Genomic DNA, 26,746 nt, shown 5'->3' with positions numbered 1-26,746 from the left:
ACAGCACCCAACGGACACTCGTCCAAGCAGTGGCAGCGCCGAGGATGCCCAGCGCGCCGATAGGGCTGTATTCGCGAGCAAGGTCAGTGAGTTGGTGCGGAGCGTAGCCGTGGTCCGAGAAGAGACCGGACGATCCCGTGCCGCTGGTGACGCCATGGAGGAGGGTTGTGCGGGGCATCATCGGCGGGCCTCCGTGTCCGTGGCTGCGGTGGGGGCGATGGGCTCAGCGATGGCAGCGAGTTCGGCGGGATCGGTGGTGACGAGTTGGTGTTCGTGCGGGCTGGCGATCGCGCTGAACGCGGCCCGGTCTGAACCGGCGCCGGTTCCGCACAGCAGGCCTTGGCCGCGGTCGGCGGCAAGGAGGAAGGTCTTCTCGCCGTCGGTGAGGTCGAAGGCGTCGGCGATCTGGTCGATGGCTTGGGGTGCTTGGCGAAGCAGGATCTGGGTGGCGGAGTTGGCGACGACCGCTCGCCCCAGATCGGAGGAGAGAAGGTCGCCGGCGTCCTGGGTGACGACGGCGAGTCCGGCCCAGTGTTTGCGGGCGGACTTGGCCAGCCGATACAGGAACCGGGCGCCCTCGTCCTCGCGCATGAGTGTCCAAGCTTCGTCGACCACGACCAAGCGGCGGCGCCGGTCGTCGGGGTTGGCGACGGTGCGCCAGATCGTGTCCAGAGCTAGGAGCATGCCGACGGCGCGGACCTCATCGGGCAGGTCCCGCAGCGAGAACACCACGAGATGCCCGGCCGGGCGAGTGGTGGTGGGCCCGGCGAACAGGCCACGGTAGGAGCCAGAGGTGTACGGGGTGAGCCGCGCCGAAAGGTCAGCCGCCGTGCCTGCTTCGGGGGCATCCGATTGCGCGACTTCGTCAAGATGGGTTGTGAGGTCGGCCAGGACGGGGACCGGACGTGCCCAGGTGCGGGGGTCAGAGCCGACCCCGCGCGCACGGTAGGCGGCCAGCACCGCGCGGTCCAGAACCGCCCGCGTCGTCGGAGCGAGCGGCTCGCCGAGCATCGCTGCGATCAGGGTCTGCAGGAACAGTGCACGGCGGATGAGAGTGTCCTCGCCTTGGCCTTGCGGGAGGTCGAAGGGGTTGAAGCAGACACCGGGCGCGCCGAGCGGGACCCGGGTGCCTGTGACGTGGTCGCACAGCCGCTGGTACTCGTCCTCGGGGTCGATGACGGCGACGTGAACGTCCTGGTAAAGCAGGCGAAGGGTTTCGAGTTTGGTGAAATAGGACTTGCCGGCGCCGGAGCGGGCGAGCGTGACGGAGTTGTAGTTGTCCTGGGCGAACCGGTCCCACACCACCACGCCGGAGGAGTAGGCGTTGAGCCCGTACAGCACCGGAGTCTCGCCCAGCACCGGCTGCAGGTCGGGCGAGGTGAAGGGGAACGATGCGGCGAGCGCGGCGGTGTCGAACACCCGCCGCGCACCGATCGTGTCGCAAGCCAGGGGCAGGGTTGAGGTCCAACCTTGCAGCGCGCGGAAGGTGGTGGGCTGGGCGTTCAGGAGCAACGAGGCGGCCAGCGCCCGCACGCGCTGCACTTCGTCCTCCAACTCGCTCGCATCGGAGGCGTGCACGGTCAGGTATAGCCCGACGCGAAATAGGCGGCCGTGGCCGCGAGCCAGGGAGGCGGCGAGTTCCGCGGCGTCGTCGGCCGCGGCTTCGGCGGCGAAGTCGGCCAGCCGCCCGCGCTGCGCGTCGGCGCGCGAGGCTGACTCCAAGCGGGCGAGCTGGCGGCGGAGTTGCTGCGCGGCGATCAGCGGCGGGACGGGGGCGATGTGCAGGGAGACGTCCAGGCGACCCGGGTAGGCGAGCAGAGGCTCCAGCCAGCCCGCGCCGACCTCACGCGGGTATCCGGTAACGGCGAACGACGCGCACACCCCACCGGGAAGCTCCAGCGAACGGGCATTGACACGCAGCGCCGACGGCCCCAGGCCCAAGTCGTCCAGCCCGCCTCCGGCGAGAGGATCGTGCAGCGTTTCGGGCTGTGTGGTGACGGCGAGGGCGCGTGAGAGCGCCCTGGGCGAAGGTCGCATCAGCCCTCCTTCCGGTGAGTGATCACGTCACCTGGGGCCGCGTTGTCCACAAGGTGCGGTTCGCTTGGGGATAGCGATTCGGCCAGGACGGCGGCGGCGCTGTCTGCGTCCAGCACCTCGGCCGGAACGGCGAGCGCGGCCAGGGCCTGCACGGCTTCGGTGGCGCGCCGCAATGCGACCGCGGCTGCTGCCTCGCGCCCCACCCGGTGGCGTTTGTTCTGCCGCCATGGGAGGACCGACGCCGGGGGCGAGGAGGAAATGTGGCCGGTGATGACGATGAGGACCTGCCGGATGAGCAGGTCGTGTGCATTGCCCAGGTCGCTGAGGAACGCGGCGTGCGCGCATGCGGCCTGTTCCAAAGCCGGGTCGGGCAGTGCGGGTGCGTGTTGAGTGACGTGGTCGGCCAAGCCGGTCAGGTCGACCGGACGGGCTTGGACGAGGATCTGGACGGGTGCGTCCAGGGAATTGAGCCAGCGGCTGAACACCGCCACCAGCCCGGCCTGCTCGCCCGGAGTTCGCAACCCAAAGGTGAGGGTGCCAGCGCGGACTATGACGGCAACATCGCCTCCAGCCAGCTCCAGCGCCCCGTCCTGGCGGACGGCGCGGACGGGCAGCCGCAAGGGTTCGGGGAGACGTCCGCGAATCCGACACCACACCGGCGGCGGCTGTACTGGCCCGCTGACAGTGACGCGTTTCTTCGCTGTACGCGTGTGGCGGAGGGCCGCGAGGAGGTAGCGGTCGAGATTCATACCGTCGTGGCGGGCGACGGCCAACACGAACCCGGCCGCTACGACCGGCACCAGCGCCGCGACCAGAACCGGAAGCGGCACAAGAGGCCCGAAGGTAAGGAAGACCCACAGGCAGGCGGCGGCGGTGCCGGCGAGGATGCCCAGTTGCCGGAGGGTGAGGCCATAGAGGACCTTGTCGGGCTGATCGACATCGGCAGGGATCTTCACACTCATCGGCGGCTGGTCGTACTGCTGGTGACGGGTGCTCATCGGCGCCTCCTGGCTTTCGGCGGGTCGATCCACAAAGTCAGCTGCCGGCGTGGGACAGGCCGCTTGGGCATGCCGGGCAGCATCGGCTGCCGCGACCGGACCCGAGGCCGGGGAGAGGCAGGACTACCGGGCGAAGACGGCCGAGGGACGCGGGTCACCGGGATCGGCAACGCCATCTGTCTCGGCCGAAGCGCGGCGCTCTTGCCAGCGGGACCGGGCGCGGCCGGGATCGGCAGTGCGAGCTGCATCGGGTGGCGGCCTTCCTGCTTGTCGCGGTCGGGTTCGGGCGGCTGGCCTGGCGGCATCGGGATTGCTCCCGGAGGCATCGGGACCGCTCCGGCGAGCAGCGCCGGTGGCGGATCGCCCGGACCGGGCAACCCCGGTGGCGTGTGCTGCGCGTCAGGTGGCGCCAAGGCCAGGCGCGACGGGCTGAGCAACGCTGGCGGCCGCCGAACTTGCGGAGGCGGCGGCGGGGGCGAGGCCGACGAGGGCGACGGCGGCGATGGGGCCAAGTTCCTGCGGGTGGGGGCGCGGTGGCGCATCAGGGCGCCCAGACCGCGGTAGAGCACGAGGCTTTTGACCATCCCCGTCAGAGCGCTGGGTTGGGCGGCGCGCCAGATGGTGCGGGCAACCCAGGACGGGACCCGAACCATGATCCACAGCAGGCACAGTGCCAGCAGCAGATCGATCCCGGTCCCCGAGACGATCCCGGGCAAGTGGCTGTCCGAGTCACCGCCTGAGTGCTTGACGTTGGAGAACAGCAACCGAAACGCGGTCGCCAGAACCAGGGCCTGACAGACCCCGATGGCCAGCACGCCGCTGATGCTGCGCCACCACAAGCGGGCCAGCCCGTCTGTCAGCGGAAGGGCATGGAACATCAACGCCACCGGGGCGGCGGCGATCAGCACCATGGTGAGCGCGATCCGGATGATGTAGATGAACGCCACGCATAGCGCCAGGACCACCACGCCCAGCCCGATGAAGATCGTGAAGGGCTGGTTGGGGACCAGGCTCGCGACGAGGTATGCGGAGATCGCCTTGGCGACTCGGCTCGGGTCGACTGCTTCGGCTCCGGCGCTGAGGAATGCGCCGGACAGGCCGTTGGCGAAGGTGATCGCGTAGCCGATCAGGATGAGGCTGAGGTTGGAGGCCGCGAACGCACCGACCAGCCGCGCCACCAGTTGCCCCGGCGTCAGTTCACTGCCGGGTAGCGAATGGCCCGCGATCAGTAGCACGCCGCCTGCGGTGATGATCAGCACGTAACAGGTGTTGGCGATGGTCTGCGAGACGCCCCACAGGTCCTTGGCGCGCGCCATGTCTGGTGAGTCCAGCGGCGGGGTTCCCAGCACGGTCTGCGACAGCAGGTTGCAGATTGGCTTGGCTGCGCTGGTCACCAGATCGGCGAACCAGCCGTTCACCGCCTGCTTGGCCATGCAGCCCACGTCCATGAACCCGCACCCCGTCCCCTCCCCGCCTCCACTTGGGTTGGGGTCGCCCGGCGTCGCTGGAGCTGGCGAGGGACCAGGGGCAGGTGAAGGCACTGGTCCGGCAGGACGAGATGGGAACGACGACTCAGATGGAGCGGCTGGCTGAGGCGAAGGCGGCGTAGTAGCGGGAGCGGGATTTGCTGGTGCCTGGGCGGGTGCCTCGGGCGACGGATTCGTCGTTGGCTGTGGCGCGGGATCGGCCGCACCCCAGACCGGTCCGGCGGTCACACAAAGCACCATTCCCGCCGCCAGCACGACCAGCAGCGCCACTGCGACAGTGGACGCCACGGACCCACGCGGCCAAGCGGGCGGGCTCGCCGTGGAGGTCACGAGGGCGCGCCAACGATGCCCTGAAGGATCTTGACCAGCACCGGCGCCAGCACCGCGACCGAGTACCCGATCGCGGCATACCGCAGGGTCTTCTTGGCGGCCTCGACCTCACCGGGGTCGCCGCCGGCCAGCATGTAGCGGACCCCGCCGATGGTGGCGAACAACGTCGCCAACCCCACCAGCAACCCCACGATCACATTCCGCAGGTTGTTGATCACCTCGTTCAGCGAGGCAGCCGCGGCGAGGTTGGTGCTGGCATCGGCGACACCGGGCACCAGCAGCGCGGTCATCACACACCCGGTCGTCCACAACGATGACGCGGCCATCAGCCGCCGCCGCGATGGCCGTGGCCGACGCGGCACGATGTTGCCTCTGACGGGCCCCGAGACAGAGGAGGCGGTGCCAGGCCGCCTAAGGGAGCGGCGGCTCTCACCGTGGTTTCGGCTGGGCCACTCTGGGATGCGTCGACGAACGGTTCGGTGCGAGTGCTTGCGGGTGCGCATGGCAGCGTCTCCGGGATATCTCGATGGAATCGGCTGCCAGCCGTGCGATCAGCGGGAGCGACGCGGCCTCGGGCTCCGGGCGTCCTCCTTGACGGGACTCGTGAGACGGATGATTGCGGCGGGGACCGGGCTTCCGACCGTCCGCCCGAGCCGCACCGTTCACCGCTGATCTCGACTGGCACCCATGAAGCACCGCCGAACAGGCCCGAATTAGCATTAGCCCGCGATCCTTGGTCAGGACTTGGGTCGCCCAGAGGAAGACTCGCCGTCCTGAGAGCCTCAGCGAGCCCCGAGCCGGCAGGCGTGTCCGACTTCCTCGGCGTTCACCAGGACATGAGCGCCCGGTCATCAGCCGGTCGGCCGTTCTTGACCGGATCGTGACGCGGATGATCACGAAAACCGAGGCGCCCAGCGGTGCTTTATCGGTGCACGGGGATCGGGTGGCCGTCTCGGGTCACCCAGCAGATGAACACACCGTCCGACCCGAACCACCCGCCTACCAGCAACAACAAGACCGCCGGCGAGCGGCGCATGGTCCCGCTGACCGTCTGGTTGTGCTCTGACCTTCGCAGCCAGGAACCGCCGCCCCGCCTCAGCGCCCGCTCGAATCGGGAGAAGCCCGATACTCCAATCTGCGTCCAGCACCGCCAGACCGTCGGCCGGGAACTGGCTCAGCACCTGATCAGTACCTGCACCAGCAAAGGGGCATTGATCGCCGAAGGCTTCACCACCAGCGAAGCCACCTTGGTCACGGCCGCGGAACTCGATCGCCGTGCCATCGCGCTGGTCCCGCACTTCCCGCTCGCCCAGCACATCGGCAACCGGCTACGCGCCGCCCTCGACCAGCGGCAATTGAGGCGAGTGCAGATGCGCTCCGTCCGGCCCGACCAGATGGCCAAGGGCCTGGCGGATCACCTCGGCCAAGTCTCCCTGGTCATCGGCGCCCCGCCGCCCTACGAGACCGGCGGCCACAATCCGAGAAGAGGTCCAAGAACGGACTGCCCGGCGTGCCGAGCCGACCTGTGGATGCTCTCTAGCGAACAACTCGGGCTCTTTCTGGCATCAGCGTGGCGGGTGTTGGCTCCCGGAGGTGTCCTGGCGGTCATCACCACGGCCCGCCACCAGGCCGGACACCTCATCGACCCGGCGCCGCGCATCATCCGCCACGCCCAGAGCCTCGGATTCCGCTACGCCCAGCACGTCATCGCGCTGCGCGTCCCGATCGAGGGTGACGCACTGGTCGTGCAGGCCGGCCCTACTGACCTCGCGCAACTCCGCGACACCCACTCCGGCGCCCTTCCACTCACGGTCGGTGTCCACGCCACGGTGTCCCTGTTCAGTAAACCCCAAGAACCCACGAGGTCACCTGGTCCTGACGGCCCGTACAGCGGGAGGACTCGATGAACGACGAAGACCTCTCCCGCACCCAGGCGCTGCCTTCGGTGCTGGCGACTGGGCAGCGCCCGTCCCGGCTTCAGCGCCACGGCCGCTACACACCCGAGTCGATGCGCCACCCCGGCAAGATGCTGCCCGCCATCGCCTCCACCGTCATCAAGGCCTTCACCCGACCCGGTGACCTGGTCATCGACCCAATGTGCGGGATCGGCACCACCCTGGTCGAGGCCATCCACCTCGGTCGCAACGCCGCTGGCGTGGAGTACGAGCCGGAGTTCGTCTACCTCACCCTGAACAACTTGCGCCACGCCCACACCCAGGGAGCCACCGGCACACCTCAGCTGGCCTGCGGCGACGCACGCAACATCCCCACCATCTACCGGAACCATCACGGCAAGGCGGCGCTCGTTCTCACCTCGCCTCCCTACGGCTCCCACACCCACGGGCACATCCGCTCCAGCCGGGACAACGGCGGCGGCAAAGTCCTTAAACACCATCACCGCTACTCCACCGACCGCAGCAACCTCGCTCACCAGCCCCTGCCTGGCCTACTCGACGGTTTCGGCCGCATCCTGGCCGGCAGCGCGGTGCTGCTCCGCCCGGCCGGCGCCATCGCCGTCACCATCCGACCGATCCGCGTCAAAGGCGAACTGCTCGACCTACCGGGCCTAGTCATTGACACCGCCCAACAGCACGGCCTGGTCCTCACTGGCCGGTACGTCGCGCTCTTGGCAGGGCTCCGCAACGGCGCCCTCATCAACCGAGCCTCCTTCTTTCAGATGCTCGAAACCCGCCGTGCCCGCGACCGTGGCGTCCCTGCCTGCGCCACCGCACACGAAGACCTACTGGTCTTCCAGCACGCCACCGCCCAGCCCGGAGGCTGCTAATGGCACTCACCCAACGCAACGGCCGGGCGCGCGACCGAGCCGCCGAAATGCTGTCGATGTTGCAGCTGGCCCTGTGTGGGCGATGCGGACGCGCTCGGTACGCAACCCGCCGGGATGCCCGACACGCGGCCAGGATCGGCGCCCCCGGCGTCCGGCTGCGCGCCTACCGGTGCGGCGACGCCTGGCATCTCACCTCACCCGCCGGTGCACCGCAGTTCGTCGCATCGCCGGTCACCCTCCTGAAGCATCCGGCCGTGTCGGGGCGGCTGTGGCTTGACCACCGGAACGGAGACAAGCGTCCATACCGGCGCTCCGGATTGGACCGGCGTGGGCGTCCGCAGGGTGCGCCGCGCCGATCCCGCCGGGGCGGCACCGATCCGCTGGAGGACGACCATGACCACACCACCCGACACCGCGTGCGGCGGCCTTCGCGCCACTGCACGGAGCGGCCTGCGGGGGAGGTGCGGTGAAGGGGTTGACCGCCGCGGAAATCCGTACGCTGCCCGCCACCATCGACCTGGTGGCCGCAGGACGGATCATCGGGGTCGGACGCACCAAGGCCTACCAACTCGCCCGCTCCGGCCAGTTCCCTTGCCGGGTGCTTCGGGTCGGCCACAGCTACCGGGTGTGCACCGCCGACCTGCTCACCGTCCTCGGCCTCGCCTGCGACCTCCACGGACAACCGTGTTCCGGCGGGCAGCCGACATCGCGAGAAGAGGCTGAATGACCGCCAAGGGAAGCATTATCAAGACCTGCGCTTGCCGTGACGAGCACGGCAAGCGTTACGGAAAGGACTGCCCGAAACTACGGCGCGGCAATGGGCGCTGGAGCAGCACCCACGGCTCCTGGAAGTACCAGCTCGAACTCCCGCCCACCGCCACCGGAACGCGGCGTGCGCCGCTGCGCCGCGCGGGCTTCGCCACGCAAGATGACGCGCTGCAGCAGATGGACAGGGCCAAGGAACTGCTGGCCATCGCCGGGGACGACCTGACGATCCAGATCCAGATCGCTGACCTGATCGTCGCCACGCTCCGTAAGACCCGCGCGCTCCCGGCGCCCGAACAGGTCCGCAAGAGGGTCCGCACCGGACAGGACCTCGGCCGCTCGATCACCGTGGCGGAGTACCTGGAGGAGTGGCTGGCCGGGCGTAAGGGCCTGCGTGAGGGGACCCGCCGAAGTTACGCCAGCCACATCCGCCTCTATCTGGCGCCGATCCTGGGGCCGATTCTGCTGGAGCGGCTCCGTGTCGGTCACGTCGACGCGGTGTTCGAGACGATCGACGAACTCAACGAACGCATCATTCAGGCACGCGAATCCGGTGACCTGAAGCTGCGCGCCATGGTCAAAGGCCGCCGGGTCGTCGGCCCGGCGACCAAGCAGCGCATCCGCGCGACGCTGCGGTCCGCGCTCAACAAGGCGATCCAGCAGCGCCTCATCGAGGTCAACGTCGCCGCCCTGGTTGAGCTGCCGTCAGGGAAGGCGCCCAAGGCGCTGGTGTGGACCGACGAACGCGTCACTGCGTGGGAGAGCGACTTCGCCGCCCACATCGAGAAGATGAACGCCCGCCGCAAGCACATGTCCAAGCTGGAGCCGCACAAGCGGATCGGGGAGAAGATCAATCGGCTGGACGCCTACATCGGCGCCCCACGCCCGTCTCCGGTCATGGTGTGGACCCCAGCGCTCACCAGGACGTTCCTCGACCGGGCGCGCGGGCACCGGCTTTACGCTCAGTACCACCTGATCGCGTTCCGCGGCCTACGACGGGGTGAATCCTGCGGCCTGCGTTGGGTCGACCTCGACCTGCGCAACGCAACCGCGGCGATCCGGTGGCAGATCACCCAGATCGGCCCCGAGACCTTCGAGGGCAAACCCAAGACCGAGGCCGGGGAGGCTTCCGTCAGCCTCGACACCGCCACCATCAAAGAACTACGGGCCCACAAGGCCCGGGAGAACACCGAGCGCCTCGCTGCCGGTGACGCCTGGACCGAAACCGGATACGTCTTCACCACACCCACCGGGAAACCGGTCAACCCGGCCGAAGTCACTGAGCAGTTCGAGCAACTATCCATGGAAGCAGGACTGCCGCCGATCCGGCTGCACGACCTACGCCATGGCGCCGCGACCTTCCTGCTCGCCGCCGGATACGACATGAAGGTCGTCCAGGAGACGCTGCGACTGTCCTCGATCACCATCGCCGCCGACACCTACACCAGCCTGCTCCCGCAACTGGCCAGGCAATCGGCCGAAGACGCCGCCGCCATCATTCTGAACGCCGACCGGCCTTCGCCCAAGCGCCACCACAAGACCGTCGTGGCCCTGCCCGACGACGCAATGTCCGGTACTGGAACCGGCAGGAAGCGATCCGGCGAACCCGTAAGGCTCACTCGGGCTGCCGCATCGGCTGATCGAAGTTAAGGCCGGTCGCTAGGGGCTTGTGGTCATTTGAAGTAGCCCTTCAAGGCGGCGACGCAGGCTGACTGGCGGGTGCCGTCGTGTGGGAATCGGCGACGGCACTCGCCAGTGACCCACGCTGGCGGCTGGTGCACCTTCCGGGGCTTACGAGTGTGTTGCGGAGCGTGCGAGCGCCCGTGCACCGGCCTCCCTCGTTCGTGATGTTCAGTCAGGCGCGGCCTTGGGGCCCTGGCCTTCGGTGTCTGGGCCGCTACCCTGGGGTGTGGTCTGGCAACGGGCTCATCTGCGGCGCGCTGTCCCTCGCCATGCCCGGAAGGCTTCCGGCGAGGAGCGGCATGCCGTGATTCCGCAGGCGCCGGTCGCTGGCCGACAGCTGACGGAGCCGAACTCGCGCCGTGCTGCGTCCCGGCACCTACCGCACCCGTGCCCTGCACCGGGCGCGATATCGGCTGCGACGGCTCTGAAGCTGGCGATCCACATAGTTGCAACATCGCGGCGGTGCAGGTCGCGCCAAGGACACATGCCGCTACAGGGAGCAGCCACTGGCGGCCCCGTTTCGTACGGCGGCGACGCCGACGGCGAGGCTTCACACGCCACGGCTCATCCATATCTGCGGGAGCACGTGTCCCTGTGGCCGATGAGAAAACGTTCGTCACCCATCGTGACTACCAAGAGTAGCGCCATCATCGCAATCAGGCCCGCCGTCATGGGAACTGGGAGATGAACCACTGCGTCAGCTGCCTGCGACTACTTGAGGTGTTTCGGCCGCTGTCGGTGTGTAATGGTGCGGGGCAGTTTCGGGGACGGCTTTGCCGTCATGCAGGGCCCGACCAAGGCCGTCATCATGCGCAGGGCCGACGCGTTCGACCAGTGCAAGAGCTTCTTCTCGGTGGAACCATCCCCGCGTGCGCAGGGCCGACGCGGTCGGCGTACTGATCCGCGGGACGGCCCGAGTACCATCCCCGCCTGCGCCGGGCCGACCCGGTGAAGCGGCGCGCAGTGTCCTGGGGCAACGAACCATCCCCGCATGCGCGGGGCAGACGGGCTCCGCAAGCTGCTGGAGGCCAAGGACTGCGGACCATCCCCGCATGCGCGGGGCCGACCGAGTGAAGGTCAGGACCGGGCCGGCCGGGTCCGAACCATCCCCGCGTGCGCGGGACGACCGGGGTGAGCAGCACGCCCTGCTGCACTTCACCGAACCATCCTCGCGTGCGCGGGGCCGACTCTTGGAGAGTGGATATAGCACACCAGACGCTAGAACCATCCCCGCGTGCGCGGGGCCGACCCGATGGGCGAGGTCAACGCGGTGAGGGCCCCGGAACCATCCCCGCGTGCGCGGGGCCGACGCGACGTCGGCACCGACGTTGATCCCGACGTGCGAACCATCCCCGCGTGCGCGGGGCCGACCCCTGCGCTCGTCGTGTATTCGAGGAGGATCCAGAACCATCCCCGCGTGTGCGGGGCCGACATCGCGAAGTACAGCGGGTTGACGTTCACGACCGAACCATCCCCGCGTGTGCGGGGCCGACGCGGTGGCGGAGGCGATCTCGACCTGCAGCCGGGAACCATCCCTGCGTGTGCGGGGCTGACGGCGCGAGAGCGACCATCGCTGTGATCAGCGGGGAACCATCCCCGCGTGTGCGGGGCCGACACCCTCGAACACACCGGGCTACCGACTACCGGAGAACCATCCCCGCGTGTGCGGGGCCGACGTCCTTCTGAATCGCCTTCGCCGGCTCCCGCAGGAACCATCCCCGCGTGTGCGGGGCCGACCAATCCGGAGGAGAGCTCGGACATGTCCGCCGAGAACCATCCCCGCGTGTGCGGGGCCGACGACGTCCCGGCCCGTGCGGTACTGCGCAGTCAGGAACCATCCCCGCGTGTGCGGGGCCGACATTCAGTTGTGACCGTCCGTGATCGCCAGTCGAGAACCATCCCCGCGTGTGCGGGGCCGACTGCTCGACCAGCAGGTCGCGGTAGTCGATCGGGGAACCATCCCCGCGTGTGCGGGGCCGACGGGGCGGGCCCTGAGGCCGATCCCCCGAACGTCGAACCATCCCCGCGTGTGCGGGGCCGACCGGCGGCGGCCCTGTTGGAGATGCGGGACATGCGAACCATCCCCGCGTGTGCGGGGCCGACGGAAGGCCGAGACCCCGGCCGGGGCGGCCGGGGGAACCATCCCCGCGTGTGCGGGGCCGACGGCGGCATTCGGGTCCGCGTCGAGCCATCCCCCGAACCATCCCCGCGTGTGCGGGGCCGACGGGGCATCGTCCGGGTCATCGGGGAGCGCAAACGAACCATCCCCGCGTGTGCGGGGCCGACTAGATCAGGACGTGGAGGTGCGGGTGCCAGCCGGAACCATCCCCGCGTGTGCGGGGCCGACGCGGCCGGGGCGGTGTGGCTGGTCCTGACGCACGAACCATCCCCGCGTGTGCGGGGCCGACCGGCGCGGGCCGGTCACCGCGACCGGCATCGCCGAACCATCCCCGCGTGTGCGGGGCCGACTCCGCCGAGTCGCTCGTGCACGATCCGGGAGGCGAACCATCCCCGCGTGTGCGGGGCCGACGGTGATGGCGAGGGACCCGGTGGTCAGGTGCGCGAACCATCCCCGCGTGTGCGGGGCCGACCGGGGGCGGCGCCCTGGTCCAGGCACAGGGCGAGAACCATCCCCGCGTGTGCGGGGCCGACTTGAGTGCCTGGAGAGCCCGCTCAAGGGCGCGCGAACCATCCCCGCGTGTGCGGGGCCGACCTGGGCGTACAGCTCCAGCCGGGGGATCTGGGTCGAACCATCCCCGCGTGTGCGGGGCCGACGTCCGCGCCGCGCGCCGCGCCCCGTCGAACGGGGAACCATCCCCGCGTGTGCGGGGCCGACTTCCTCTTCGTGGGGCGCGGCCCCTCACACCTGGAACCATCCCCGCGTGTGCGGGGCCGACACTTGCTGACCTGCGACGCTGTCGGTGAGGGCGTCGGTTTTCATTCGGTTGGTTTGTGATCATGGCCATGGGCGCCGATGTGATGATCTTGCTTGGTGTGACGGCCGAGCGTCTTGGAGGCCGTGTCGGGTTGTTGGCTTGGCGCGTATGAGTCGAGGGCGGGAGAGGCATGCCACGCCCGCGTCGTGTTCTGGACCGTGCCGTGCTCTCCATGACTCACCTTATGGGAAGCCCCTGCAAAGCCGCGTTGCTGACTGTGCTGGTGGTCATGGCCGTCGGTTCTGAGGGCGGTATGACCGGCTTGAGTGTGCGAGGACGGCCGGGCCTTGAGGCGTGACCAGGGGGAAGTGGGGCCCGGATCGGGCCGCCGAGCCGTCCTCGAGCCGACATGGGGACGAAGCGGGGCAAACGCGGCGGCGGACAAGCCTGACGTTTTCGCGTTTCCCCTGGTCAGGGGTGGTGGGTCGCGTGGGACTCGAACCCACAACCTACGGATTAAAAGTCCGGAGCTCTGCCAATTGAGCTAGCGACCCGTCCTGGCAAGGGTACCGAGATCGGTGGGGGGTTTGCGACGGGGTTACGGGGTTGGGGTCAGGTGGACGGGGAGGTGCTTCAGGCCGTTCTGGAAGTTGGAGGCCAGGCGGACGGGGGCGCCGGTGAGGGTGATGCCGTGGGGGAGGAGTTCGCGGAAGACGGCGCGCATCTGGGTGCGGGCCAGGTGGGCGCCCAGGCAGAAGTGGGGGCCGAAGCCGAAGCTGACGTGGTCGTTGGGGGTGCGGGCGATGTCGAAGCGGTCGGGGGAGGGGAAGACGGTCTCGTCGCGGTTGGCGGAGGCGTGGTAGACGACGACCTTGTCGCCGGGCTCGATCCGCCGGCCGCCGAGGTCGAGCCGGGTCGTGGCGGTGCGGCGGAAGTCCATGACGGGGGGCCAGTAGCGGAGCATCTCCTCGACCGCGGACGGCAGCAGGGACGGGTCGGCGCGGAGGCGGGCGAGTTCGGCGGGGTGGTCGAGGAGGGTGAGCAGGCCGCCCGGGATGCCGTTGCGGAGGGTCTCGTTCCCGGCGACGGCGAAGAGGAAGAACATGTTCTCGAACTCGTGGGTGGTGAGCCCGCCTTCGAGCATGCGGGACATGATGTCGCCGGACGGGCGGGAGCGCTTCTCGGCGGCGAGGGCGTGCGCGTAGGAGAACATGTCGGCGAGGGCCGTGTAGGAGCGCGGGTTGACGGGGCGGCCGTCGGGGCGCACCGTCTCGGACGGGCGGTACCTCATCGCCTCGCGGGCCATGGGGCTCATCGAGCCGGCGTCGGCGGTGGAGAGGCCGGCGTAGTCGGGGTCCTGGTAGCCGATGACGCGGGACGCCCAGTCGTAGAGGAGGCGGCGGTCGGAGTCGGGGACGCCCATGATGTGGGCCAGCGTCCAGACGGGGAGGTCGGCGGCGAGCTCGACGAAGTCGGTGTCCTCGCCGACGGCGGAGGCCACGAGCGCGCGCGCCCGCTCGTTGATCGTGTCCTCCAGGGCGCGGACGGCGCGGGGGGTGAACGCGGCGGCGACGATGCGGCGGAGGCGGGAGTGGTCCGGCGGGTCCTGGTTCAGCATCATCGCGCGGACGAAGGCGAGGTCCTCGGGCGTGTCGGGGTCGCGGATCTGGGTGGCGCCGAGGTGGGAGGAGAACAGCTCCGGGGAGCGCAGGACGTGCTTGACGTCGGCGTGCCGGAAGACCGCCCAGAAGCCGGGGCCGGCGGGCCAGGCGCCGACGGCCGGCTCGCCGACCCGGGCGACCGGTGACGCGGCGCGGAGCTCGGCGAACGTCGCGTAGGGGACCCCGGCGGCGTAGGCGGCGGGCAGGAAGATCTCCTCGTGCATGCCCTCAGCGTGCATCATGGCGGGGTGACGTTGAAGCCTGAAGAGATCCTCCGTGACAACTTCGCGCCGTGGGTGCTCGATCTGGGCCTGGTACCCGAGGAGGTCGGGGACGGGACGGCGGTCCTGCGGCTGCCATGGTCCGACCGTCTCGCGAGGGAGGGCGGCGCGCTGTCGGGGCAGGCGCTGATGGCGGCGGCCGACACGGCGGTGGTGCTGGCGGTGTCGGGGGCCAGGGGCTCGTTCGTTCCTATGACGACGGTGCAGCTCAGCACGACGTTCCAGCGGCCCGTGGCGGGGCGGGACGTGCTCGTGGGCGCGGAGCTGTCGAAGCTGGGCCGGACGCTGGCGTTCGCGGAGATCGACATGACCGCGGATGGGAAGACCGTCGCCCACGCCAGTGCGGTTTACGCCATCATCGGCTGACATGACGCACACGGAGAAGGTCGTCGTTCCGGGCGGTGAGTTCGACCTGCGGGTGTGGGGGACGCGGGGTCCCGGGATCCTGCTCCTCCAGGAGATCTTCGGTGTCGGCGAGTACATGGAGGCGGTCGCCGAAGACCTGGTGGCGCTGGGGTTCGTCGTGGCGTCGCCCGACCTGTTCTGGCGGATCGAGCCGAACTGGACGGCCGCGCACGACGAAGAGGGCGTGCCCGAGGCGCTGGAGATGGTCGCCCGGTTCGATGTTGAGAAGGGCGTAGAGGACGCTGTGGCGGCGCTGGGGGTCTTCAAGGCGCTGCCAGAGGTGGACAGGGTGGGAGTCCTGGGGTTCTGCCTCGGTGGGACGCTCGCGTACAGGGTGGCGGCCGAGGCCCAGGTCGATTCGCTTGTCTCGTATTACGGGTCCGATGTGCCGAACATTCTGGACCTGCTCGACGCCATCCAGGCGCCCACGCAGTTCCACTTCGGCGGCGACGACGCGTACATCCCTCGCGAGGACGTGGCCAAGGTGGAACGTGCGGTCGAGCTGAGGGACCACATGGAGATCCACGTCCAGGAGGACGGCGGACACGCGTTCCATAACCGCAAGGCACCGATGTTCTACCAGCCGGAGCCTGCCGCGCGCGCTTGGCGGCTCACTGAGGAATTCCTTCGGCGGACCCTGCCGGCTTAGCGTCGGCCAGCTGAGGCGAAGCCCCGCGCCGGGCGGGCGGCGCGGGGCCTGGCGTGCGTCCGGGGTCAGATACCCGGCCGGACGGCGCCGTGGAAGTTTCGCTTGTAGTAGCCGTTCAGCTTGATCTTCTTGACCCGCTTGCCGGAGCTCGGCGCGTGGATCATGTAGCCGTGGCCGGCGTAGACGCCCATGTGGGTCCGGCCGCCGTAGAAGAACAGCAGGTCGCCCTTGACGGCGCCCTTCCAGGAGACCTTCTTGTGCACGGCCTTGTAGATCTGCTGGGTGGTCCGGGGGAGCTTCACCCCGGCCTTGCGCCAGGATCCCCCGGCCAGCCCGGAGCAGTCCCACGAGCCGGGGCCCGTCCCGCCGTAGCGGTAGGGGTCGCCGATCTGCTTGGCCGCGTACTTCACGGCGTAGTCGGCGCGCTTCCGCTGCTTCGCGATCCGGGCCTGCTTGGCGGTCACGGTCGTGGTGACCGTCGCGGCCGGTGCGGCGGCCAGGGTCGCCCGCTGCGGCGCCGCGGCGTGCACGGGCCCGGCCGCCAGGACGGACGCGCCGAGCGCGGCGGTCGTGGTGAGCACGAGCCCTCCCACGGTGAATCCGGCCTTCAGGGGGTTTCGAGGGGTATGCAGAATGTCTCCAGACCTCGCGGTTGATGCCTACCGGGCAGCCGTCACCCTCCGGATTTCTTCGGGGGGTCGGGATGCCGCAGCCGATTTCGCAGCGTCATTGAGGGGGGACGCAGAGAAATGGCGGCTGCTTCCGGCTCCGTGCTTCTCGTCTGCACGGATTCGGCGTCCGACGACGGCTTTCCGGGCGGGGTCCCTGGGGGGACGACCTGGGGGTCCGCTCCCGGCCTCTTGTGCGAGACCGGGCGCGCCGCCGCCGCGCGTCGGAGTGCGTGTTCTGTTGTCCGGGCGGCTTGGGGTGCCGCATGAACCGGGCAGGAAGCTAGCCAGCGCTCGCCGAGGCTGGCAAATCGCCGACCATTTCTCCACGGTGGCGGCGGTCCGTTTGAGACACTGGTCCAGTGCTCTGCCAGCGGCGATCAGCGGCCCCTTTCCTGGATTGTGAAGTGAGTCACAAGCTCCGGGAAAACCGCCGTTCATTTATTGATCTGTGATTCGCGGCACAGCGGGGCCGGGCGGGGGTAGCCGGATCCGGCCGTGTGCGGCCATTGACGGGGGCGCCGGCGGCCCCTGTAGTGCGAAGGAGATTCATGTCCGTCTCCGGAGGGAGCCCCCCGTGTTCGGCAGGCCCCGCAGAGCACGCCCCGTCCACCTCCTGTCGGCCCTCACCCTGGCGGTCGCCCTCGCGCTGACCACTGGGTCACCCGCCTCTGCCTCCCCCGTCAAGCCGGCCCCCGCCAGGCCAGCCACTGCCAAGCCGGCCACCGTCAAGTTCCCGCCGGGGTTCCTCTGGGGCGTCGCCACGTCCGGCTTCCAGAGCGAAGGCTCCTTTCCCGACAGCAACTGGACGCGGTACGCCGACCGCAGGGCCACCGGCGTCACCGACCCGTACGGCGGCTCCGTCGACTTCCGGCACCGCTACCCGAGCGACCTGAAGCTCGCCCGGGGGCTCGGCGCGAACGTGTTCCGGACGTCCGTCGAATGGGCCCGCGTCGAGCCCCGCCGCGGCCACCGCGACCCCAAGGCGATCGCCTACTACGACGACCTCGTCCGCCGGACCAAGGCGGCCGGGATGCGCCCGATGCTGACGCTCGACCACTGGGTGTACCCGGGCTGGGTGGCCGACCAGGGCGCCTGGGACAACCCCCGCACGCAGGACGACTGGCTGCGCAACGCCCGCTTCGTCGTCGACAGGTACAAGCGCCAGGGCGTCGTCTGGATCACGTTCAACGAGGCCAGCGCCTACATCTACAAGGAGCTGACGGCCCGTCCGATGGACCTCGGCCAGATGATGAAGATGCGCGACGCCCTGGTCAGGACGCACCGCGCCGCCTACGACATGATCCACGCGGTGGACCCGGGCGCGCCGGTGTCCAGCAACGTCGCCTACGGGTCGCCCATCAACGGCATCTTCGACGCGGCCCTGTTCAACGAGGTCACCGACAAGCTCGACTTCATCGGCATCGACTACTACTACGGCGCCAACCTGCAGAACGCGACCGCGGCCTACACGCTCACGGGCGAGTTCTGGAAGATAGACCCCGAGCCGGAGGGGCTGTACTACGTCCTCAAGAACTACCAGCGCCGGCTGCCGAACCTGCCCGTCTACATCGTCGAGAACGGCATGTCCACGGACAACGGCAAGCCGCGCAAGGACGGCTACACGCGCTCCGACCATCTGCGCGACCACATCTACTGGATCCAGCGCGCGATGGCCGAAGGCGTGAAGATGATGGGTTACAACTACTGGAGCCTCACCGACAACTACGAGTGGGGTAGTTACCGGCCGCGGTTCGGCCTCTACACGGTGGACGCGCTGACCGACCCCTCCCTGGCGCGCCGTCCGACCGATGCCGTCCCGACCTACCGGTCGATCATCGCGAAGCGGGGCGTTCCCGGTGGTTACGCGCCGGTGCGCAAGCCCGGCTGGTGCTCGATCGAGGACCCCGTCGCCACCTGCCTCGGCACGACGCCCACCCCGCCCGCCGCCTACCGCCGCGCGGAATGAGGAGGCTCCGAGAACTGAGGAGGCCCCGAGAACTGAGGAGGCGCTGAGAACTGAGGAGGCGCTGAAGAAACGCCGGCCCCGGATACCGCCGCCGACAATCGACGGTGGGCGGGAGCACACGGGATGCCGGCACAGCCGCGGACCGTCGGATAGTACGGCTTCGCTCGATGAGCCCCGGGCTGTAGCTCTCAGGAGGCCGCGCGGAGCAGGTCGAGGACGGCCTGTTCGGTCGGCCCCTGTGTCGCCAGTTCGCCCTCGGCGACGTCCACGCCGAGGCGTCCGGGGGGCGGGCGCGATCGTCGGGCCCTCCCCGTACAGGTCGATGATGCGCGGATCGATATAGGACGCCCGCGCCACGGCCGGGGTGTTGCCGAGGTAGGACGCGACCTCCTTGACGACGCGGACGACGGCGCGGTCGCGGGAGGTCTCGCCGTCCCCGGCGCGCACCGACACCGCGAGCCCGACGGCCGCGAGGACGGTGGCGTGCCACGTCCGGAAGTCCTTGGTGGTGAAGTCGCCGCCGGTGACCTCGCGGACGAACTCGTTGATGTCGGACGTGGTCACGTCGTGTCAGCCGGCGGGCGTCCAGTACGCGAGCAGTTCGGACGAGTCGTCGCCGCGGCGTTTGAGCCCGCTCACCACCCTGCGCACGTTCGCCTCCGCGACCGCCTGGTACCGGTCCTTCGAGCCCTTGGCGGGGTGGTCGAACGTCACCCGGTCCCGCCCTCGGGTGACGTGCTCGCGCAGGACGGTCGCGAGCCCGAAGGCGCCGTTCTCGGCCGCGCACGCCTCCCCGCCGATCCGGAAGAACCCGAGGTCGATGAGGCGGACGGCCGCCGCGAGCACCCGCTCGCGGGTGTAGCGCCGTCCGGCCAGGTGCTCGGTGAGCGTGCGGCGGACCTCGGGCGGCCGCTCGGCCAGATCCAGGACGTGGTCGTGCTTCTCCCGGTCGCGCCGCTCCCGCCACGCCTCGTAGAGGTACGGGCGCGTAGAGGCACAGGCGGCGCCCGGCCGCGTCCGTCCCGATGGCCTGGATGGGGCCGCCGGAGTCGGGGCATATCCAGACGTCCCTCCATGGGGGAGGGACGACGAGCGCCCTGATGCGCGCCTTCTCGGCGGGGTCGGCCAGAGCCCGGCCGTCGAGTCCGAGGCAGGCGAACCCCTGCCGCACTTGCGGCAGTTGACCCGGATCCCGCGGTCCATGAGGTTCTGGGCGAGGCAGGTGGTCGGCGCCATCGCCGCCGCCTTGCCGCCGGAGTAGTCGATGAGCGTCTTGTTGCCGCGCAGCCCGTTGACGGACCCCGTGATGATCACGGACGATCCGGGCCCCAGGTGGTCGAGGGCCTCCTTGGACGGTCCAGAACAGCGAGAACACGTTCACCTGAACGTCCGCCGCAGCTGGGCGTCGTCGATCTCGCGCACGTCCTTCACCGGCGTCTGCGTGCCGTGGTGCAGGACGAGCAGGTCGAGCCAGCCGAGGTCGCGGCAGTGCCGCTCCTCGGCGAGGTCGCCGCCGAACGTGAAGCAGCGCCGTCCGGCGGCCTCGACGAGGCCCGCGGTGTGCCGGGCGTCGTCGTCCAGGCAGGTGATCGCGATGTCCGCGCCCTCCTCGGCGAACGCGACGGCCGTGGCGCGGCCGGTGCCGGAGTCGCCGCCGGTGATGAGCGCGCGGCACCCGTCCAGCAGGCCGCTGCCGGTGCGGCCGCGCATCTCGTCGCGCGGCTCGGGCGTCATGTCCTCGGTCCGCCCGGGGTAGGACTGGCTCTGTGCGGGGCGCTGGCTCTGTGCTGGGCGCTCGCTCAGGGGGTTCGGGTGCCCTTGCAAGTGGGCGGCGAACGTTCTCTATTGTGACCCATGAGTAACCGTGACCCCAGGTGACTGTGCCCCAAGTAACTGTGGCTCCCGAGCAGGACGTGCCTCCGCAATCCGCAGGGGTGTGAGCAGAGCGCGCGACGACGTCTGGATACCATCACCCCGAACCACATTCGGTCCCTCACGTAAGGTGTCGCTTATGGACCTGAACGGAGTTTCCGCCGTCGTATCCGGTGGCGCGAGCGGCCTCGGTGAGGCCACCGTCCGCGCGCTGGCCGCCGAAGGCGCCAAGGTGGTCATCGCCGACCTGAACGAGGACAGGGGCAAGGCCCTCGCCGACGAGCTCGGCGGCGTCTTCGTCAAGACGGACGTGTCGAACGAGGAGCAGGTGCAGGCCGCGGTGCAGGCCGCCGTCGACTCCGGCGCCCCGCTGCGCGTCATCGTCAACAGCGCCGGCATCGGCTGGGCTTCGCGGACCGTGAACCGCGACGGCAGCCCGCACGACCTGGCGTCCTACGAGACCGTCATCCGGGTCAACCTGATCGGCACCTTCAACCTGATGCGGGTCGGCGCCGCGGCCATCTCCAAGACCGAGCCCGCCGACGAGGACGGCCTGCGCGGCGTGGTGATCAACACCGCGTCCATCGCCGGCATCGAGGGGCAGACCGGGCAGATCGCCTACTCCGCGTCCAAGGGCGGCATCATCGGCATGACGCTGCCCGCCGCCCGCGACCTCGCCGCGATCGGCGTCCGGGTCAACACCATCTGCCCCGGCATCATCGACACCCCGATCTACGGCGAGGGCGAGGCCGCGGACGCGTTCAAGGCCAAGCTCGCCGCCCCAGTCCCGTTCCCGAAGCGGATGGGCAAGGCGTCGGAGTTCGCCCACCTGGTCAAGTCCCTGATCGAGAACGACTACATGAACGGCGAGACCATCCGCTTCGACGGCGGTATCCGCTTCCAGCCGAAGTGAGGCCTGAATGACCGACGCTGTAACGCCCGAGGGGGGACGACCTCCCACGCCCTCCGGCAACGACGCGGTGCTGACCGAAGAAGACGGCGCCGTCCTCGTCATCACCATCAACCGCCCGCAGGCCCGCAACGCGGTCAACGGCGACGTGGCGAAGGGGATCGCGGCGGCGCTCGACGAGCTCGACTCCCGCAAGGACCTGTCCATCGGCATCCTCACCGGCGCGGGCGGGACGTTCTGCGCCGGCATGGACCTCAAGGGATTCCTGACGGGCGACAACCCGACCGTCGAGGGACGCGGGTTCGCCGGTATCACCGAGCGCCCGTCGGCCAAGCCCCTGATCGCCGCCGTCGAGGGCTACGCCCTGGCCGGCGGCTGCGAGGTGGCGCTGTCCTGCGACATGGTCGTCGCGGCGCGGGACGCCCAGTTCGGGCTGCCCGAGCCGAAGCGCGGCCTGGTCGCCGCGGGCGGCGGGCTGCTGCGGCTGCCGCAGCGCATCCCGTTCCACATCGCCATGGAGATCGCCCTGACCGGCGACAAGTACCCGGCGGAGCGGATGGCCGAGCTGGGGTTCGTCAACCGGCTGGCCGAGCCGGGCGGCGCGCTCGCCGCGGCCAAGGAGCTGGCCCTGAAGGTCGCCGAGAACGCCCCGCTGGCGCTCGCGGCGACCAAGAAGGTCATCGTCGAGTCCGCGGACTGGACGTCCGACGAGGCGTGGAAGAAGCAGCAGGACATCACCCTGCCGGTCTTCATGTCCAAGGACGCCCAGGAGGGCCCGGCGGCCTTCGCCGAGAAGCGCAGGCCGAACTGGAAGGGCGAGTAGCCCTTCTGCCCGAGCGGCGGGCTGCCCGAGCGGCGGGCGGGCCCCGGAGTAGGCGCCCGGCCCGGGTAGCGCTCCGGCGTCGTGTCGGCACGCAGAGCGCCCGGAACTTCATAGTTCCGGGCGTTTTGTGGTTTCTGTTGCGTCCTGATCCGGTCGTGCAGAAAGTTCCACTTACCCAGTAGTAAGTAATGCCGTACTCTTTCCGCACGCTTGCTGTGATCTTGGGAGCTGTGGATCTTGCGACAGATGAGACGGAAAGCGGTGCCGGCGACGATCGCCGCCCTCGCCTGCGCCGCGGGGACGGTCGCGGTGGCCGCCCCCGCGCACGCCGCCGGGTGGAAGAGCATCGGCAGTACGGCGCTCGCCTACAACGGCAGCCTGGACAAGGTCGACTTCGGCGCGAAGAACGCCGGATGGGCCGTCGGCGCCGCCGGCTCCTTCTTCGGCCCGGAGGCCAAGCTCGTCAAGTGGAACGGCTCGGCGTGGGTCGCCGACGCGAGCCCGGTCGGCTTCACCCCGACCGACGTCGCCGTCTCCAGCGCGAGCAAGGCGTGGGTCATCGGCTACAACCTGAGCGGCACCCTGGGCCTCTACTGGAACGGCGCCAAGTGGAGCCAGGTCGCCTACCCGATGGTGGGCTTCCCGACCGCCGTGTCCGCCGCCGCCGACGGCACCGCCTACTCCATCGCGGGCGTCGACGCCGCGGCCGGCGGCCCGAGCGCCATCCTGCGCTGGACGGGCACCGCGTGGGTCGACCCGAAGGTCCCGCTGCCGCCGTCGTCGTCCATCACCGCCGTGGACGTCCGGGCGAAGAACGACGTGTGGCTCGCCGGAACGACGTCCGCCACCGGCACGTCCGTCACCGGCCTGGTGATGCACTTCGACGGCACGTCCTGGAAGAAGATCGACGTCCCCGGCTCCCTGGGCGTCCCCGGCTACCAGGGCACCCTGCACCGCATCGTCGCCGACTCGCCGACGAACGTGTACGTGCTGCGCGTCCGGCAGAACGCCCAGATCACCAACGCGATCCAGCGCTACGACGGCAAGGCCTGGAAGACGATCGACACGCCGCTGAACGCCGCCGGCATCGGCCTGTCCTCGGACGGCAAGGGCGGCGTCGTCATGCTCCCGATCACTACCGGGACCACGACCCAGTACATGCACTACAGCGGCACCGCGTGGACGACGATCAACGGTCCCGCCCGCACCGGCACCGTCCAGGCGTCCGACATCGACGCCCGCCCCGGCACCACCGGCATCGTCAGCACCGGCACGGCGTCCCAGCCCGACAAGAAGATCCCCTTCATCGAGTACTTCTCGTAGCCGACCCGCCGCCGTTCCGCCCGAGCCGCCTCGGCCGGAACGGCGGCCGGCCGACGCCGCAGCGCGCGCCGCGCCGTGCGTGCCTGGGTGTGCACGTGCCTGGTGTGCACGCGCTGCTCGTGCGGGCTATTCGCCGATCTTCTTCGAGTACAGGGCGATCTCCCTCTCGGTGTCGGCCTTCGTTCCGGCACGCGGTTCCTGCCGGACGACGATCCAGTTGCGATCCCGCAGCAGCATCCGGCCCTGCCCTGTCGCGTCCTCTTCCGCGAGCATGAAGAACCCGGCCGCCTGCAGTTCGTTCTGCGCGGCCTGGTGGTTGTGACCGACCACGTTCGGGACGCGGGCCCTCACGGGCGGCTTCGACGCTGAGAGCGACGGGACCGAGGTGGTGGGACGGGCCGAGGGAACGGCGCTCACTTCGGGGGTGCCCGGTGCGGCTGCCTGGGCCGTGGCCGTCGACGGCGCGGGTGCCGCGTCCGGCTGCTCCGCCGCGGCGGGCTCGGCGGAGCCGCTCATGCCGATGCCCGCGACACAGCCGCCGAGCATGCCAAGGCACAAGCAGAGCCCCGCGACGACCGGGCCTGACACGCCTGCGCGGTGAGGCGAAGTTGGCGGTGGATACATATGTGTTCCCGTCGTCGTTGACCGTGACCGTGACCATGACCGTGACCTTGGCGGGGGCGTGTGTGGGACGGGTGCGGCACCGGGCGCGTTCACACACGGTCAGCTGCTTGTCGCCATCCGGACAGTGTCATCAGCGACGTTCCGGACGCGTGTGAGGCCCGGAGCGTCATCTCCTGGCGGGCGCGGTCGTTCCCCCGGTGACCTCCTCGGTCCCGCGGATGCCCGACAGGCGGGCGCCGTGGACATGGTGGCGGGGATGAGGGGAACCCTGGCGGGGTAGAGATCGGGACGCGATCATCGGCACGCTGTCCGGGGAAGAGCAGGGAGCTGCGTCATGCGTTCGGGTGCCATGCGGGTCACCGTCCTCTCCTCCGCCCTCTCCTCCGCCGCGGTGCTGTTCGCGGCGGCTCTCCCTGCTTCGGGAGCCTTCGCCGCGGAGCGAGCGCAGGACCCTTGCCGGGCGCTCAGCCAGGGGAAGGTGCGCTACGGAACGGGTTCGGCGCGGCATGTGGTGTTCGCCGTGGCGGCCCGGTACGGGACGACCGAGGTGGTCGTCACCGAATGCGTCAGGGCAGGGCGTTCCTGGGCGGCCGTCCTCACCGCACCGGGACATGTGGGACGGAACGGGTACGCCGAACCGGGCGCCAAGCGGGAGGGCGACGGCAGGTCGCCGAGTGGCTCCTACAGCCTGACCGAGGCGTTCGGCGAAGGGGACCCCGGCACCCGCCTCCCCTACCGCAGGCTCCGCGAGAGCGGCGACTGCTGGGGGTCGACGATCGGCGACGGGCGCTACAACCGCTACTACCGGGGCGCGTGCCGGCCCGCCGACGAGGACCTCTCGAAGATCATGGCGAGCGGGCCCTACCGGCAGGCCGTGGTGATCAACTACAACCGGCCCCCGGACTCGCCGGTCGTCCAGGGAAACGGGTCGGCGATCTTCATGCACGTCGGCGCGGGCCAGACCGCGGGCTGCGTCGCGATGGACCGCCCCGTCCTGGAGTCCGTCATGCGAACGCTGCGCCCGCACGACCGAATCATGATGGGAACCCCCCAAACCCTGTTCCGCGCCTGAGCACTGTTCCCCGCGTTGACCGGGCGCGTCCCGCGGCACTGGCGGCCCGCCCCGCTGCCGCAGCGCGTCCAGGCCGTGATCGCCGAGCGGCTGGCGCGGCTGCCCGGGCGGGCCCGCGAGACGCTGCTGATGGCGGCGCTGGCGATCCGGCCGACGGCCGACCTGCTGCGCCGCGCCGGGCGCGCCGACGCCGCGCGCGACATCGGGCACGCCGCCGGGCCGGGGCTGCTGATCACCGAGGGCGGCGGGATCCGGTTCACCCCGCCCGCGGTCGGCACCGTCCTCGCCGAGTCCGCCGACGCGCCGCACCTGGCGCGGGTGCACCGGGCCCTCGCCGAGGTGGTGCCGGACGCGGCGGGACGCGCCCGGCACCGCGCCCTCGCCGACCCGGGGCCGACCGCCGAGCTCGCGCACTCGCTGGTCACCGCCGCTGAGCAGGCCGTCCGGCAGGGCTCGCGCCGGATGGCCGCCGAGCTGTACCCGCTGGCCGCGGACCGCTCGCCCGCCGAGCCCGCCGCCGAGCGGCTGGAGTGGCTGGTCGCGGCGGCCGAGACGGGCGCGAGCGGCGGGCTGCCCGACCTCGCGCACCGCGCCGCCGACGCCGTCCTGGCCGCCGACGCCAGCCGCGCGCAGCGGGTGCGGGTCCGGCTCGCGCTGCTGGACCTGTCCGGGCAGGGGCTCACCGAGATGGGCGAGCTGACCTCCGACATCATGGCCAGCGCGATGGAGTTCTGGGCGAACAACTCCAGCGACGTCGGCGACTACCTCATCGGCGAGAAGATCAACCTTCGCGGCGACGGCGCGCCGCTGCGGTACATGGACCGTCCCAGCAAGGACGGCTCCTCGCTGGACAGCTGGTCGCCGAACGCCGGGAACGTGGACGTCCACTACTCCTCGGGCATCGCCAACCACTTCTTCTACCTGCTGTCCGAGGGCAGCGGCTCGAAGGTGATCAACGGCACGACGTACAACTCGCCGACCTCCGACGGCAAGCCCGTCACCGGCACCGGCCGGGAGAAGGCCACGGCGATCTGGTACAAGGCGGTCACCGAGGAGATGCGCCCGACCACCGACTACGCCGACGCCCGCCGCTCCACCCTCGCGGCCGCGGCCAAGCTGTACGGGCAGTCCAGCGCCGAGTACGCCGCGACCGCGAACGCGTGGGCCGGCGTCAACGTCGGCAGCCGCGTCAGCGACCCGGGCCCCGGCGACCCCGGGCCCGGAGACCCGAGCGGCAGCTGGGCCGCGGGCACCGCGTACAACGCCGGCGACGTGGTGACCTACGACGGCGCGAGCTACCGCTGCCTCCAGGCCCACACCGCCCTGCCCGGTTGGACCCCGCCCAACGTCCCCGCCCTCTGGCAACGGGTCTGACTGGCAAAGGGTCTGACTGGCAAAGGGTCTGACTGGCAAAGGGTCTGACTGGCAAAGGGTCTGACCAGCCCCACGCGCCGCGGTGCTCCCCACCGAGCACCGCGGCGCCCCAACCCCCCAGCCGCAGCCGGGGTGGTCAGAGCCAGCCGGGGGT

20 protein-coding genes, 1 tRNA gene, 3 pseudogenes and 1 CRISPR repeat array are annotated in these 26,746 nt (G+C 70.2%); of the genes and pseudogenes, 12 read left to right on the top strand and 12 right to left on the bottom strand.

The window, feature by feature from the left end:
* Window positions 1–177: 177 nt before the first annotated feature.
* The 4 genes from ACQEU6_RS24325 to ACQEU6_RS24310 form a co-directional block, all read right to left on the bottom strand.
* Window positions 178–2,037 (bottom strand): VirB4 family type IV secretion system protein, encoded by a 1,860-nt coding sequence (locus ACQEU6_RS24325; RefSeq protein ID WP_499335256.1) that lies wholly within the window; start codon window positions 2,035–2,037, stop codon window positions 178–180.
* Window positions 2,037–3,035, bottom strand: a complete 999-nt coding sequence (locus ACQEU6_RS24320; protein WP_499335255.1) for a PrgI family protein — start codon at window positions 3,033–3,035, stop codon at window positions 2,037–2,039. The genes ACQEU6_RS24325 and ACQEU6_RS24320 overlap by 1 nt, the downstream gene beginning before the upstream one ends.
* Window positions 3,032–4,483, bottom strand: a complete 1,452-nt coding sequence (locus ACQEU6_RS24315; protein WP_499335253.1) for a TrbL/VirB6 family protein — start codon at window positions 4,481–4,483, stop codon at window positions 3,032–3,034. Before ACQEU6_RS24315 ends, ACQEU6_RS24320 begins: the two co-directional genes overlap by 4 nt.
* 365 nt (window positions 4,484–4,848) lie before the next feature.
* The gene (locus tag ACQEU6_RS24310) at window positions 4,849–5,142 is read right to left on the bottom strand and encodes a pilin (RefSeq protein ID WP_258940782.1); all 294 of its coding nucleotides are present in this window, start codon (window positions 5,140–5,142) and stop codon (window positions 4,849–4,851) included.
* Between the two features lie 744 nt (window positions 5,143–5,886).
* On the opposite strand from ACQEU6_RS24310, the gene ACQEU6_RS24305 reads away from it, so the two are divergent.
* The 4 genes from ACQEU6_RS24305 to ACQEU6_RS24290 all read left to right on the top strand — a co-directional run bounded on the left by ACQEU6_RS24305 (window position 5,887) and on the right by ACQEU6_RS24290 (window position 10,052).
* A complete protein-coding gene (locus tag ACQEU6_RS24305; protein ID WP_499335252.1) occupies window positions 5,887–6,759 on the top strand; it encodes a hypothetical protein in 873 nt (290 codons plus the stop codon).
* Window positions 6,756–7,637 carry a TRM11 family SAM-dependent methyltransferase gene (locus ACQEU6_RS24300; RefSeq protein ID WP_499335251.1) on the top strand — a complete coding sequence of 294 codons (882 nt, stop codon included), beginning with the start codon at window positions 6,756–6,758 and terminating at the stop codon, window positions 7,635–7,637. The genes ACQEU6_RS24305 and ACQEU6_RS24300 overlap by 4 nt, the downstream gene beginning before the upstream one ends.
* A gap of 466 nt (window positions 7,638–8,103) precedes the next feature.
* Entirely contained in the window at window positions 8,104–8,364 is a 261-nt protein-coding gene (locus ACQEU6_RS24295; protein WP_499335249.1) for a DNA-binding protein, read from the top strand.
* Window positions 8,361–10,052, top strand: a complete 1,692-nt coding sequence (locus ACQEU6_RS24290; protein ID WP_499335248.1) for a tyrosine-type recombinase/integrase — start codon at window positions 8,361–8,363, stop codon at window positions 10,050–10,052. Before ACQEU6_RS24295 ends, ACQEU6_RS24290 begins: the two co-directional genes overlap by 4 nt.
* Window positions 10,053–10,941: 889 nt before the next feature.
* Window positions 10,942–12,982: a CRISPR direct-repeat array (repeat unit 28 nt; unit sequence GAACCATCCCCGCGTGTGCGGGGCCGAC).
* A gap of 457 nt (window positions 12,983–13,439) precedes the next feature.
* Here ACQEU6_RS24290 and ACQEU6_RS24285 read toward each other — a convergent pair.
* Window positions 13,440–13,515: transfer RNA gene (locus tag ACQEU6_RS24285), tRNA-Lys, on the bottom strand.
* Between the two features lie 44 nt (window positions 13,516–13,559).
* Window positions 13,560–14,846, bottom strand: a complete 1,287-nt coding sequence (locus ACQEU6_RS24280; protein WP_499335246.1) for a cytochrome P450 — start codon at window positions 14,844–14,846, stop codon at window positions 13,560–13,562.
* A gap of 24 nt (window positions 14,847–14,870) precedes the next feature.
* On the opposite strand from ACQEU6_RS24280, the gene ACQEU6_RS24275 reads away from it, so the two are divergent.
* Window positions 14,871–15,269 carry a PaaI family thioesterase gene (locus ACQEU6_RS24275; RefSeq protein WP_499335244.1) on the top strand — a complete coding sequence of 133 codons (399 nt, stop codon included), beginning with the start codon at window positions 14,871–14,873 and terminating at the stop codon, window positions 15,267–15,269.
* Between the two features lies 1 nt (window position 15,270).
* Window positions 15,271–15,957, top strand: a complete 687-nt coding sequence (locus ACQEU6_RS24270) for a dienelactone hydrolase family protein (RefSeq protein ID WP_499335242.1) — start codon at window positions 15,271–15,273, stop codon at window positions 15,955–15,957.
* A 65-nt stretch (window positions 15,958–16,022) separates the two neighbouring features.
* Here the strand turns inward: ACQEU6_RS24270 and ACQEU6_RS24265 are convergent, their stop codons facing one another.
* Window positions 16,023–16,538, bottom strand: coding sequence for a C40 family peptidase (locus ACQEU6_RS24265; protein ID WP_499335240.1), 516 nt, complete (start codon window positions 16,536–16,538; stop codon window positions 16,023–16,025).
* A 664-nt stretch (window positions 16,539–17,202) separates the two neighbouring features.
* On the opposite strand from ACQEU6_RS24265, the gene ACQEU6_RS24260 reads away from it, so the two are divergent.
* Window positions 17,203–18,594: a glycoside hydrolase family 1 protein gene (locus ACQEU6_RS24260; protein WP_499335239.1), complete on the top strand. Its 1,392-nt coding sequence runs from the start codon at window positions 17,203–17,205 to the stop codon at window positions 18,592–18,594.
* A 408-nt stretch (window positions 18,595–19,002) separates the two neighbouring features.
* Here ACQEU6_RS24260 and ACQEU6_RS24255 read toward each other — a convergent pair.
* The 4 genes and pseudogenes from ACQEU6_RS24255 to ACQEU6_RS24240 form a co-directional block, all read right to left on the bottom strand.
* Window positions 19,003–19,500: pseudogene (locus tag ACQEU6_RS24255) on the bottom strand (DNA topoisomerase IB); the annotation flags it as partial.
* Between the two features lie 169 nt (window positions 19,501–19,669).
* Window positions 19,670–19,765, bottom strand: a pseudogene (locus ACQEU6_RS24250) (hypothetical protein); the annotation flags it as partial.
* 53 nt (window positions 19,766–19,818) lie between these two features.
* A pseudogene (locus ACQEU6_RS24245) lies at window positions 19,819–19,908 on the bottom strand (NAD(P)-dependent oxidoreductase); the annotation flags it as partial.
* A gap of 63 nt (window positions 19,909–19,971) precedes the next feature.
* Window positions 19,972–20,328: an SDR family NAD(P)-dependent oxidoreductase gene (locus ACQEU6_RS24240; protein ID WP_499335238.1), complete on the bottom strand. Its 357-nt coding sequence runs from the start codon at window positions 20,326–20,328 to the stop codon at window positions 19,972–19,974.
* Between the two features lie 277 nt (window positions 20,329–20,605).
* On the opposite strand from ACQEU6_RS24240, the gene ACQEU6_RS24235 reads away from it, so the two are divergent.
* The 3 genes from ACQEU6_RS24235 to ACQEU6_RS24225 all read left to right on the top strand — a co-directional run bounded on the left by ACQEU6_RS24235 (window position 20,606) and on the right by ACQEU6_RS24225 (window position 23,522).
* Window positions 20,606–21,379, top strand: coding sequence for an SDR family oxidoreductase (locus ACQEU6_RS24235; protein ID WP_499335236.1), 774 nt, complete (start codon window positions 20,606–20,608; stop codon window positions 21,377–21,379).
* A 7-nt stretch (window positions 21,380–21,386) separates the two neighbouring features.
* Window positions 21,387–22,199, top strand: coding sequence for a crotonase/enoyl-CoA hydratase family protein (locus tag ACQEU6_RS24230; protein ID WP_499335234.1), 813 nt, complete (start codon window positions 21,387–21,389; stop codon window positions 22,197–22,199).
* Window positions 22,200–22,445: 246 nt separating this feature from the next.
* Window positions 22,446–23,522, top strand: coding sequence for a hypothetical protein (locus ACQEU6_RS24225; protein ID WP_499335232.1), 1,077 nt, complete (start codon window positions 22,446–22,448; stop codon window positions 23,520–23,522).
* 126 nt (window positions 23,523–23,648) lie between these two features.
* Here ACQEU6_RS24225 and ACQEU6_RS24220 read toward each other — a convergent pair whose 3' ends face one another.
* Window positions 23,649–24,068, bottom strand: a complete 420-nt coding sequence (locus ACQEU6_RS24220) for a PASTA domain-containing protein (protein WP_499335231.1) — start codon at window positions 24,066–24,068, stop codon at window positions 23,649–23,651.
* Window positions 24,069–24,480: 412 nt separating this feature from the next.
* Between ACQEU6_RS24220 and ACQEU6_RS24215 the strand changes: the two genes are divergently transcribed.
* Together ACQEU6_RS24215 and ACQEU6_RS24210 are read left to right on the top strand one after the other, a co-directional pair.
* Window positions 24,481–25,218, top strand: a complete 738-nt coding sequence (locus tag ACQEU6_RS24215) for a L,D-transpeptidase family protein (protein ID WP_499335230.1) — start codon at window positions 24,481–24,483, stop codon at window positions 25,216–25,218.
* Between the two features lie 15 nt (window positions 25,219–25,233).
* Window positions 25,234–26,592 (top strand): M4 family metallopeptidase, encoded by a 1,359-nt coding sequence (locus tag ACQEU6_RS24210; RefSeq protein ID WP_499335229.1) that lies wholly within the window; start codon window positions 25,234–25,236, stop codon window positions 26,590–26,592.
* Window positions 26,593–26,746: the final 154 nt, after the last annotated feature.

Source organism: Spirillospora sp. CA-108201, assembly GCF_050936235.1.
In the GTDB taxonomy this organism is placed as follows: Bacteria; Actinomycetota; Actinomycetes; order Streptosporangiales; family Streptosporangiaceae; genus Spirillospora.
The sequence above is the reverse complement of the archived record's forward strand: the minus strand, read 5'-3'. Positions and strand labels throughout refer to the sequence as shown.

Excerpts from the sequence above, each read along its gene's own strand:
- ACQEU6_RS24225 (WP_499335232.1), top strand. The coding sequence starts at position 22,446 with ATGAGACGGAAAGCGGTGCCGGCGACGATCGCCGCCCTCGCCTGCGCC.
- ACQEU6_RS24235 (WP_499335236.1), top strand. The coding sequence starts at position 20,606 with ATGGACCTGAACGGAGTTTCCGCCGTCGTATCCGGTGGCGCGAGCGGC.
- ACQEU6_RS24310 (WP_258940782.1), bottom strand. The coding sequence starts at position 5,142 with ATGACCGCGCTGCTGGTGCCCGGTGTCGCCGATGCCAGCACCAACCTC.
- ACQEU6_RS24270 (WP_499335242.1), top strand. The coding sequence starts at position 15,271 with ATGACGCACACGGAGAAGGTCGTCGTTCCGGGCGGTGAGTTCGACCTG.
- ACQEU6_RS24280 (WP_499335246.1), bottom strand. The coding sequence starts at position 14,846 with ATGCACGAGGAGATCTTCCTGCCCGCCGCCTACGCCGCCGGGGTCCCC.
- ACQEU6_RS24215 (WP_499335230.1), top strand. The coding sequence starts at position 24,481 with ATGCGTTCGGGTGCCATGCGGGTCACCGTCCTCTCCTCCGCCCTCTCC.
- ACQEU6_RS24240 (WP_499335238.1), bottom strand. The coding sequence starts at position 20,328 with ATGACGCCCGAGCCGCGCGACGAGATGCGCGGCCGCACCGGCAGCGGC.
- ACQEU6_RS24325 (WP_499335256.1), bottom strand. The coding sequence starts at position 2,037 with ATGCGACCTTCGCCCAGGGCGCTCTCACGCGCCCTCGCCGTCACCACA.
- ACQEU6_RS24315 (WP_499335253.1), bottom strand. The coding sequence starts at position 4,483 with ATGGACGTGGGCTGCATGGCCAAGCAGGCGGTGAACGGCTGGTTCGCC.
- ACQEU6_RS24220 (WP_499335231.1), bottom strand. The coding sequence starts at position 24,068 with ATGCTCGGCGGCTGTGTCGCGGGCATCGGCATGAGCGGCTCCGCCGAG.
- ACQEU6_RS24300 (WP_499335251.1), top strand. The coding sequence starts at position 6,756 with ATGAACGACGAAGACCTCTCCCGCACCCAGGCGCTGCCTTCGGTGCTG.
- ACQEU6_RS24290 (WP_499335248.1), top strand. The coding sequence starts at position 8,361 with ATGACCGCCAAGGGAAGCATTATCAAGACCTGCGCTTGCCGTGACGAG.
- ACQEU6_RS24320 (WP_499335255.1), bottom strand. The coding sequence starts at position 3,035 with ATGAGCACCCGTCACCAGCAGTACGACCAGCCGCCGATGAGTGTGAAG.
- ACQEU6_RS24230 (WP_499335234.1), top strand. The coding sequence starts at position 21,387 with ATGACCGACGCTGTAACGCCCGAGGGGGGACGACCTCCCACGCCCTCC.
- ACQEU6_RS24305 (WP_499335252.1), top strand. The coding sequence starts at position 5,887 with ATGGTCCCGCTGACCGTCTGGTTGTGCTCTGACCTTCGCAGCCAGGAA.